The organism is Kitasatospora sp. NPDC101235, from assembly GCF_044767505.1.
GTDB lineage: Bacteria > Actinomycetota > Actinomycetes > Streptomycetales > Streptomycetaceae > Kitasatospora.
In genome coordinates this window covers 21,852-31,415 of the sequence record NZ_JBIWNZ010000051.1, presented here as the reverse complement: position 1 = coordinate 31,415, position 9,564 = coordinate 21,852, and the positions used below count along the sequence as shown (strand labels likewise).

Annotated in this window: 9 protein-coding genes; 5 read left to right on the top strand and 4 right to left on the bottom strand. The window is 70.9% G+C overall.

Translation table 11 applies throughout. The annotated features are described in order from the left end of the window. Positions 1 to 243 precede the first annotated feature (243 nt). A complete protein-coding gene (locus ACIRRH_RS41545; protein WP_403078430.1) occupies positions 244 to 1,101 on the top strand; it encodes a hypothetical protein in 858 nt (285 codons plus the stop codon). A gap of 219 nt (positions 1,102 to 1,320) precedes the next feature. Next, positions 1,321 to 1,776, top strand: coding sequence for a hypothetical protein (locus tag ACIRRH_RS41540; RefSeq protein WP_403078429.1), 456 nt, complete (start codon positions 1,321 to 1,323; stop codon positions 1,774 to 1,776). A gap of 712 nt (positions 1,777 to 2,488) precedes the next feature. Here the strand turns inward: ACIRRH_RS41540 and ACIRRH_RS41535 are convergent. The 3 genes from ACIRRH_RS41535 to ACIRRH_RS41525 all read right to left on the bottom strand — a co-directional run bounded on the left by ACIRRH_RS41535 (position 2,489) and on the right by ACIRRH_RS41525 (position 4,059). Next, a complete protein-coding gene (locus ACIRRH_RS41535; RefSeq protein ID WP_403078427.1) occupies positions 2,489 to 3,430 on the bottom strand; it encodes a hypothetical protein in 942 nt (313 codons plus the stop codon). Positions 3,431 to 3,505: 75 nt separating this feature from the next. Continuing rightward, positions 3,506 to 3,775 carry a hypothetical protein gene (locus tag ACIRRH_RS41530; protein WP_403078425.1) on the bottom strand — a complete coding sequence of 90 codons (270 nt, stop codon included), beginning with the start codon at positions 3,773 to 3,775 and terminating at the stop codon, positions 3,506 to 3,508. Positions 3,776 to 3,852: 77 nt separating this feature from the next. Next, positions 3,853 to 4,059 carry a hypothetical protein gene (locus ACIRRH_RS41525; protein WP_403078423.1) on the bottom strand — a complete coding sequence of 69 codons (207 nt, stop codon included), beginning with the start codon at positions 4,057 to 4,059 and terminating at the stop codon, positions 3,853 to 3,855. A 49-nt stretch (positions 4,060 to 4,108) separates the two neighbouring features. Here ACIRRH_RS41525 and ACIRRH_RS41520 point away from each other — a divergent pair, with 49 nt between their 5' ends. From ACIRRH_RS41520 to ACIRRH_RS41510, 3 genes are all read left to right on the top strand, one after another. Further along, positions 4,109 to 4,624: a hypothetical protein gene (locus ACIRRH_RS41520; RefSeq protein ID WP_403078422.1), complete on the top strand. Its 516-nt coding sequence runs from the start codon at positions 4,109 to 4,111 to the stop codon at positions 4,622 to 4,624. A gap of 114 nt (positions 4,625 to 4,738) precedes the next feature. Continuing rightward, the gene (locus tag ACIRRH_RS41515; protein ID WP_403078420.1) at positions 4,739 to 6,796 is read left to right on the top strand and encodes a WD40 repeat domain-containing serine/threonine protein kinase; all 2,058 of its coding nucleotides are present in this window, start codon (positions 4,739 to 4,741) and stop codon (positions 6,794 to 6,796) included. 107 nt (positions 6,797 to 6,903) lie between these two features. Then, positions 6,904 to 7,122, top strand: a complete 219-nt coding sequence (locus tag ACIRRH_RS41510) for a hypothetical protein (protein ID WP_403078419.1) — start codon at positions 6,904 to 6,906, stop codon at positions 7,120 to 7,122. A gap of 145 nt (positions 7,123 to 7,267) precedes the next feature. Here ACIRRH_RS41510 and ACIRRH_RS41505 read toward each other — a convergent pair whose 3' ends face one another. Beyond that, positions 7,268 to 9,433, bottom strand: a complete 2,166-nt coding sequence (locus ACIRRH_RS41505) for a biotin/lipoyl-containing protein (protein ID WP_403078417.1) — start codon at positions 9,431 to 9,433, stop codon at positions 7,268 to 7,270. Between the last annotated feature and the right edge of the window lie 131 nt (positions 9,434 to 9,564).

The window sequence follows — 9,564 nt, the reverse complement described above, 5'->3', positions numbered from 1 at the left end:
AAAGCTACCTCGCCGGCCTCCACCTCCGCGGCGCGATGATCTGGATCAAGGACCTCACCCGGACCCATTGATCACAACCAAATACACGACCTAGTCGAGTTGACCGAGGGTCAGGGACGCGACGACCTCGTCCTGGAGCTGCTCACGCGGGAAGCGGAGCGTATGGAGCGTGCGGAGGCCGCGGCGTGCGAGCGGTGCGGTGAGTCCTGCGGGACGGGCCGGACCGACCGGTGGGATGTGTTGTTGCTGATCTCCCGGGTCCTGGAGCGGGCCGGGCGTGCGGACGAGGCCGTCGAGGTCCTGCGTGCCGAGAGGGCCTCGGGCCGGCGCCACCCCGTCAACTTCCCGGAGTACTACGCGGAACTCCTCGCCCGACAGGGCCTGATCGAGGAGCTGGGGGCCCTCGCTGCCGAAGACCACCGCTCCGCTCTCGACGTGTACGCGAAGGCGCTGGAGGACGCAGGGCGGGCGTCCGAGGCGGAGACCGTGTTGCGCGAGGGGATCGAGGCCCACGACCACCCGAAGGACCGGGCGGCGCTGATGCGCCTCCTCGTCCGCCGGGGGAGGGTCGACGAAGCCGTCGAAACCGGTCGGCCCACCTACGAGTACTACGACTGCTGGAACTTCCTCCACTGGGCGCTGGAACTGCTCGTCGACGACGGCCGGCCCGACCGGGCACTCGAACTCCTGGACGGGCTCACCGACGCATACGTCGAGGAGCACCCGGACCAGGTCCGCCACCTGCGGCTCTGGCTGCTGGGCGAGGCGGGCCGCTGCGCGGAGGGCATCTCGGAGGCCACCGCCCTCAACAAGCGGGAGCCGGGCGAGTGGGACACCGCGCTGGCGCGGCTACTGGAGCGGGACGGACGACTGGAGGAGGCCCTCGCACTGCTCCGCTCCTCCACTCACTACTTGGTTCACCACGACTTGCCCGACATGCTGATCAGGCACGATCGTCCGGCCGAGGCCCTCGACTCCATCCCCACGATCGCCGAGGCGCGCGCGACCGTCGAACGGCGGGAACGGGAGGCGGCGGAGCGGCGGAAGCAAGCCGATCCCTGGTCTGCTGAGGGCGAGTTCACCCTGGAGCCCCCGTTCTAGCCAGGGGCGTACGCAGCACGGGTCCGCCAGGCCGCAGAGCTCATGGCTCGGTCAGTCGCGGCGCGAACCAGCGCCTGATCAGATCCGCTTCGGCAGCCACGCCGAGATTCCGCAGAAGCCAGGTCGGCTGAGAACGCGCGGATGCACGGTTCTCAACCGACCTGGCAAGCCTGCGCCTCAGGACAAGATCCACGGACATCCCGAGTGCGACAGGACAGGATGGCCCACGACATCCTGTTCTTCCTCGCTGCCGACGACGAAGCTGCAGCTGCCACGCGCCTGCGGGGACCCGGTGCGGCCTTCGAGTCCGTGAGCTGCCACTTCATCGATCCGGACACGGCCATTGCCGAGTGGGACATGTACTTCGAGGAGCCCTCGGCAGAGGCCCCCTCGTCTGAGCAGCTGTACGCGTGGCGGCCATGGCCGGAGTGGGTCGTTCCTCCCTTGAACGATGGCGTTGAGGTGATCGCTCTACCGAAGCGACTGACCCGTGCGCTGGCCAAAGCGAGCCTCGCCGAACTCGAGGAGCTCGCCGATCGCTGGACCGCGCGGCTCTGGTCCGAGGACGGGGACGAGATGACGGACGACGATCTCCTGGCGGTCCTCCAAGGCGTTGCCCGGCTTGCGGCGTCAGCGGTGCACACCGGTGGCGGCCTCTACAGCTGGAGCTTCTGACCGTCCCTCCTGCAGGAACGTTCGCGGTTGTGACAGTTAGAACGACCAGACAGTGACAACTACAGCGACCGCAACTGCCCAAAACCCCAGGTCGGCTGCTGCTCTCAGTGACAACTATCTCGACCAATCACAGAGGCCGACGGCCTCGATCTCCAGGACGGCGGCCGGGATGCGGACGTGGCGCAGTGCGGCGATGGCGTCGGCGGTCTGCTCGGCGGGCCGCTGGGCGGGCGGTGGGGCGTCTGGGTGGGCCGCTGGGCGGGCGGTGGGGCGTCTGGGTGGGTCGTGGGGCCGGGATGGCGGCGGGGTGGCTCCGGGGCGGCTGCTGGTGGCCCTGGGGGCGCTGCTGGGGGCCGAGCGCGCGGGCTGTGCCGGGGCCCGGGGCTCGCCGTACGGAGCGGCCGGCCCCGGGGCGGCGCGGACGGCTTCGCCGGACGCGCGGAAGAACCACCGGCCCGCCGCAGGCGTGAACCCCGAACCGAACCGACCGACCACCTCCACTACCCAAGACAAGGACAGAGGAGAAGGGGTTGTCGGCATTTCCGGCCCTCCGAAAAGAGGGTCTGACCTGGGTCGATGACGCGCCGGGCCGGATCACTGTGCACCCACGGGACGCTCCATGGGACGCCTCACCGGACAACCGACTGTGCGCCCCACAAGACCACTCACAAGACGCGGCGGTGCTGCGGCGCCGGGCTGCCGGCGGTGCGGGTCAGGTCAGCTGCTGGTTGCGGGCGGCGCGGAGCAGGGCGACGGCGTGGGGTGCGTCCGTGGAGAGCCAGGGGTCGCCGTCGGTGGCGTCGGTGATCAGGCGGCCCTGGATGTAGGTGCCCCAGCCGTCGCCGAGCGCCTCGACCCAGCAGAGCAGTCGGCGGTTCGGGTCGCGGACGGCGAACAGGCCGGGAGTGCTGTTCCAGCCCTCCACCACCAGGTCGCTCCCGTCGATGCTCCAGGTGTCGGTCGGGGCGCCCATGCCGCGGGCGAGCGGCGAGGAGGAGGTGCGCTCGGAGGCCAGAGCCAGGAGCAGTTCCTGCGGCGGGGTGTCGGCCGGTTGCGGCTGCTGCGCGACGGACGCTGCGAGGTGGCGCCCGTCGGCCGGAGCGGAACTCTGTTCTGCGGCCGGCGCGGCCTGGTCCGTTTCGACGCGTGGGGAAACGGTGGAGCGGGCAGCGGCCGTGCCGGCGCCGCTCGATTCGACGCGCGGGGAAACGATGGAGCGGGCAACGGGTGTACTGGCGACCGCGTCGGTCTCATCGTCCGCGGCGGCGCCCTGGCCGGTACCAGCGGCCGGTTCGGCTGGAGCGAGCGCGGGGGCGGCCGGGCCGTCGGTTTCGACGCGCGGGGAATCAAGGGCGGTGGCGGCGGGCTCGGAGGTGGGCGCCTGGGCGTGGGCCTGTTCGGTGCGGAGCCGGGCGGCGGTCATCTCGTAGCGCAGCACGTGGGCCTGGCGCAGGATCCGTTGCGTGGCGCCGGCGAGGTTGGTCTCCAGGAGGGCGAGGGCCTGGTTGCAGCGCGGGTCGTCGCCCTCGCCGCGGCGGGCCCGTTCCAGGCTTTCCAGGAAGCGGGCGGTGCTGCGCTGGACGGCAGCGGCGAGTTCCAGGAGCTCGCGGTGGCCGGCCTCGCCGGTGGCCGGGATTTCGACGCGCGAGGACACAAGGGCGTCGGCGACTGCGTCCTGTTGGTGCTCGGCCCGTCGGCGCCGGTAGGCCTTCGAGGAACAGGCCCGGCCTCAGTAGACCGGGCGTCGACCCGGGCCGGCGGCGCGCAGTTCGGTGCCGCACTCGGCGCAGCCCTGTGCTTGCGACCGTGTCTCAATTCGTCGCGCGTCGATACCCGTCCCGACCTCAATTCCTCGCGCGTCGATATCTGAGGTGACCTTGATTCGTCGCGCGTCGTTTCCGGTCTCCATGATCGGGAGGGTATCCGGCCGTCCGGACAGCGCGGTGGCGTCGGTGGCGTGCGGCCGGCCGTTGCGCATGCGCAGGGACGGCTTGCGCATGCGCAACGGCGTGCGCAAGGACGACGGGCGGCGGTTGCGCAGGCGCAGCGCCCGGGGGTGTGTCTGCGCGGCCGGTTCTACTCGGCCTCGGTGGAGGTGAGGCCGCCCGGGCCGAGCGGCCGGCGCCCGCCTTCGGCCCGGGGCCGATCCGGGCGGGGCACGGCGGGGAGGGTTTCCGGGAGCGGCAGGCGCTCGGCCGGCAGCAGCCGCTGCGGTTCGGCCGGAGGTATGTCAGTGGCCGGGTCGGTGGAGGGCTGCCACAGTGGGCGGCGGGCGGGAGTCATGATCACAGTCTGCCCGTGATCGGGGCCGGGCCGGGCCGGTTCACCCGTCATGACGGATCCGACCACCTTCCCCCGCGTCGAGGACAGCGGGGACAGCGGGGACCAGGAGCAGCGGGAGCGGCAGCACGCGGTGAACGTGTTGCTCGCCGAGGCGGGCGGGGCGGGCCGTGTGGCGGCCGGGTGGGTGCGTGAGCTGGCGGCTCGGCAGGTGGAGGAGCGGCACCGCCGGGTGTTGGAGCGGGCCGCCGACGCCGTCGAGCGGGCCGCCGGCCGGGAGATCATCCCGGCCGGCGAGGGGCAGCTGGACGAGGAGCTGGCGTACGACCTGGCAGCCTCTGCCGTCACCGGCAGCCCGTACGCCCAGGCGCTGCCGGAGCTGGCGATGGGCGAGCGGATCGCACTGGTCGCGGTCTGCGCGCTGGCCGCGGCAATGCCCCACACGGTGCTCGGCGCCCTGGAGCGCAAGCTGCCCACCCTGGCCGCCACGATGGACGCCGCCGTCAAGGCCGGCCGAGCTGCCCGCGGCGCAGCCAGCGGTGTCCGGTTTCGCTCGGTGATGTCCTGATGTTCGAGTGCCCGTTGCGGCCCACCAGGGGTTTCGGAGTCGCCCATGGTGCAGGTGATTCTCGTACTCCACAATGGCCTTTGTTATAGCTGCAGTTGAAGACCTGGGGGCACTGTGCGGGCGGGGGACTATCTCTCCGGAAGGTACCGACTGGACTCGCGGCTCGGTCATGGCGGCATGGGCGAGGTGTGGAAGGGGTACGACGTCGAGCTCCGACGGGCCGTCGCGCTGAAGGTACTGCTGGAGTTCGACTCGGATGACGGGTTGCTCCAGCGGTTCCGGCGCGAGGCTTCGATCGGTGCGCGGCTCCAGCATCCGGGGATCACGGTGGTGCATGATGTCGGGCGCCACGACACCCGTCTGTTCATCGTCATGGAGCTGCTGGAGGGGACGGATCTCGCAGGCCTGTTGGCCCGGTCGCCGGGCGGCCTGCCGGTATCCGCAGCCGTCCGTCTCACGTTGCAAGCCGCCGAAGCACTGGGCGCCGCGCACGCCCAGCAGGTGGTGCACCGTGACCTGAAGCCCGGCAACCTCATCCTGCTGGCCGACGGCCGGCTGAAGATCTGCGACTTCGGGATCGCTCGTACCGCGGGGGCCACGGAAGGGCTGACGGTCACCGGCAGGCCATTCGGCACTCCGGCCTATATGGCACCCGAGCAGTGGCGCGGCGAGCACGTCGACGCGCGCTGCGACCTGTACGCGCTGGGGTGCGTGCTGTACGCACTGCTGACCGGCCACCCCCCGTTCCCAGCCACCGAACAGGCATGGACACTGATGCGCCGCCATTTAGACGAGGTGCCACCGCCCCTGCGCTCGGTACGGGACGACGTTCCGGCCGGCATCGACCTGCTGGTCGCCTCGCTGCTGGCCAAGGACCCAGCCGCCCGGCCCGACACACCCACCACAGTGCAGCACCTGCGCGCGGCGCTGTACACCGCACCGAATCTGGACACCGCCCCCACCCTGACCGCGCCGCCGTCCAGCCCCGCCGCACCCGAACGCGACACCGAGCCGGGAGCCCCCACCCCGTCTCGTGGACCGCGCCGCCGCAGCGTCGTCCTCGGCAGCCTTGCCGCACTGGCCACAACGTCAGGCGGAGCAATCGCGGCACTGCAGCTCGCCGACGACAGCGCCCCGGACTCCAGTAGCCCGAACGTCAACGGCCCGAACGTCAGCAGCCCGGACGCCCTCCGCGGCCACACCAAAACCGTGGCGTGGGTGGCGTTCAGCCCCGACGGCAGAACCCTCGTCAGCAGCAGCCACGACAACACCATCCGGCTGTGGGACGTCGCCAAGCCGTCCAGCGCCGCCACCCTCACCGATCACGCAGAAGTCGTGACCGCGGTGGCGTTCAGCCCCGACGGCAAGACCCTCGCCACCACTGCTGACGATCACCGCGCCGTCCAGTTATGGGACGTGGCCGCGCGGACCGGCACCGCCACTCTCACCGGCCACACCGACCTTGTGCTCTCGGTGGCGTTCAGCCCTGACGGCAAGTTCCTCGCCAGCGGCAGCAGCGACAACACCATCCGGCTGTGGGATACCACCACGCAGACCAGCACTGCCACCCTCACCGGCCACACCGACCTCGTCTTCTCGGTGGCGTTCAGCCCCGACGGCAAGTTCCTCGCCAGCGGCAGCAGCGACAACACCATCCGGCTGTGGGACACCGCTACGCGAACCAGCACTGCCACGCTCACCGGCCACACCAAACCCGTGCTCTCAGTGGCGTTCAGCCCCGACGGCAAGACCCTCGCCAGCAGCAGCAGCGACGCCACCCGGCTGTGGGACGTGGCCAAGCGCACCGGTATCGCCACCCTCACTGATCTCGCGGTTTCGGTGGCGTTCAGCCCCGATAGCAAGACCCTTGCCAGCGGCAGCGGCGCCGACAGCGCGATCCGATTGTGGGATATCACCGCGCGGACCGGCACCGCCACCCTCACTGGCCACACCGACAACGTGATCTCAGTGGCGTTCAGCCCCGACGGCAAGACCCTCGCCAGCGGCAGCCGCGATACCACCATCCGGCTGTGGGACGTGGCCAAGCGAACCAACACCGCCACGCTCACCGGCCACACCGACAACGTAATCTCAATGGCGTTCAGCCCCGACGGCAAGACCCTCGCCAGCGGCAGCCGCGACACCACCATCCGATTGTGGATGCTCTCGTGAGGGCTCCAACCTCGCTGCCCGGTCGGCCGACCCCAGCGGCCGTCAGCGGCAGCGCAGGCGCACACGAGGGCGGCGCCAGCTGACCAACGCACAGGCGGCCCCAAGCCGTGGCTGCCCGTGGCTCAGCGGAAGTCACACACCGGCTCGGCAACCCCGTCAACGACCCCGACATCACCACCGCTGAAGGCCTCGCCCTGGCGTCCGTCGGCGCCATCGCCCTCGCGATGCCCCGCACCATCACCGCCAGCGACCCGGTCGCACAGCTGCCCGAACTCGCTCACTACCTCGACCAGGCCGTGGACGCCGGGCGGCGCGCGAGAGCGTAGCGCTCCCCATCCCTACGGCGGTCTGCTTCCCTTCGGCTTGGGGGCGAGCCGCCGCTGTGACCTGTGGCGGAGACGTTTGACGGGGTGAAAGCGGCACCTCGACGGGGCGAAGCTCTGCCGAGCGTGGCCTTGATCGGGGTGGTGATCACGGTTTTGGATCGAGGTGGTGTTCGAGTTCGGCAAGGACATCGCCGATCTCCACGGTTGTCCCTTCCCTGGCGGATATCTCGGTGAGGATGCCTGCTCGGGGGTTGGGGATACGGATGCGGTCGATGCCGGTGGTGACGGTGAGGAGCACGGCACCGGCTGGCACTTCCTCGCCCACCTGGTATTGCCAACCGGTCACGGTGACCCGTGGGGTGCGACGGCTGCCGTATCCAACGGGGCCCTTCTCGCCGGGGAGCGCGGGTGGGCGGGGAAGCAGGAAGAGCGTCTTGACGAGATTCGGTCCGCGATCCGTGTGGGGGAGCTCGAACCCGGCGAGGACGTCACCGGCTTCCACGGCGGTTCCTTCCTCGGCGTAGATCTCGGCAAGGGTCCCCGTCCAGGGACTGGGGATACGGATCGCCCCGATGCCGGTGGCCACGGCGAGCAGCGTGGCGCCGGAGGGCACTTCCTCGCCGACCCGGTAGTGCCAGTTTTTCACGGTGACTTGTCCGATGAAGCTGTTGCCGTATCGGGGGCCGGGTCCGCGGGGGAGGCGGAAGAAGGACCGGACGGGGGACGGTCGGGAACGGGCTCGGGCGTGGATCCAGGCAAGGGTCGCGCCGATGGGGGCGGTCTCGTTCTCGCCGAGTTCGACCGCCTCGACGATGCCGGTGACGGGTGAGGGGATCTCGCAGGCGGCCGTGTCGGTCTCCACCTCCAGGATCGGCTCGCCCTCCTCGACGGTGTCGCCGGGGAGCGCCAGCCACCGGGTCACCTTCGCCTCGGTCGCCTCCTGACCCAGGGGTGGCAGTACGACCGGGACGATGCGAGACGCGCTGGTCGCAGGATTGTCCGTGGACTTGTCCGGGACAATCGGCGCCCTGTCCGGGATGGGAGGGAGGCCGCCCTGGTCGACGGCCGGTCCGCGATCCGTGTGGGGGAGCTCGAACCCGGCGAGGACGTCGCCGGGTTCCACGGCGGTTCCTTCCTCGGCGTAGATCTCGGCAAGGGTCCCCGTCCAGGGACTGGGGATACGGATCGCCCCGATGCCGGTGGCCACGGCGAGCAGCGTGGCGCCGGAGGGCACTTCCTCGCCGACCCGGTAGTGCCAGTTTTTCACGGTGACTTGTCCGATGAAGCTGTTGCCGTATCGGGGGTTGGGTCCGCGGGGGAGGCGGAAGAAGGACCGGACGGGGGACGGTCGGGAACGGGCTCGGGGAGGGAGGCCGTCCTGGTCGACGGCCGGTCCGTCCCCGGACTGGGGCGACCCGGGTTCTGACGGGGGTTCGAGCATCTCGTCGGCGATGCGGTCCAGCACGTCGGCGTCGGCGTCGATGACCTGCTCGGCGTGGGCGAGGGCCTGGTCGATGTCGTCGGCGACGGGGTCGTACTCCTGGGGCCCGGCTTGCTCGGGGAGGCCGTAGACGGCGGGTGCGCGGCTGTCCAAACCGGTGCTCCCGGCGGCGCGGAGACGGTTCAGCTCATCGGTGAGTTCGCGGACCTCCTGCTGGACCCGCTGGACGAGTGCCTCGGCCTGGCGCCGTTTGTCCTCGGCTCTGCGTAGGTCGGCCTGGGCCCGTCGCCTCTGCTGTACCGCGCGCCGGGCACGGACCTCGGTTTCCTCGACGGCCCCGGCGCCGGCCCGCTGGGCGAGAAGGCGCTCGTGCTCCTCGCGCAGGACCTCAAGCTGGGCGTTCAGCGTGTGGAGCATGCCGAGCAGCACCATGACGACCTTCGCGGAGTTGCCGACCGTACGTTCCAGTTCCGCCTGGCGTTCCTGTGACCGGGTCAGCCTGTCCGCGATCTCCAGCTGTTTGGCCTGCCGGGGCAGCGGGTCCGGCAGGGCGGCGTCCTGACGGGGCGTGCGGCGATCGGCGGGCCTGCGGGCGCGTTCGAGCAGGCGCAGGGCCTCCGCCTGGTGTCTTGCCCGGAGCTCGGCGGAGGAGGTGGCCCTGACCAGGGCAGTGACGAACCCTTCGTCGGGTACCGCCCCTCCGACGTAGTGGCTGACCTGTGAACGGGACCAGCCGATCTCGCCCCCCAGCTCGCTCAGGGTCTTGCCGCTGTCTTCCACCCGCGCGCGTAGGAACAGAGCCAGTTCCTCGCCCTCCGGTGAATCCGAACGGATCCGCGACCACGGCCGGCCGCGCTTGCCAGGCGCCATCGTGTGCCCCGTCCCCCTCACCCGCGATACCACGTTGTCCACCGGCGCCCGGCCCGTCCGGGACGGGCGCGCCACGGTTGTCCGGACCTTATCTGCACAAACGGCCCCGGCACTGGAGAACAAATCAAGAG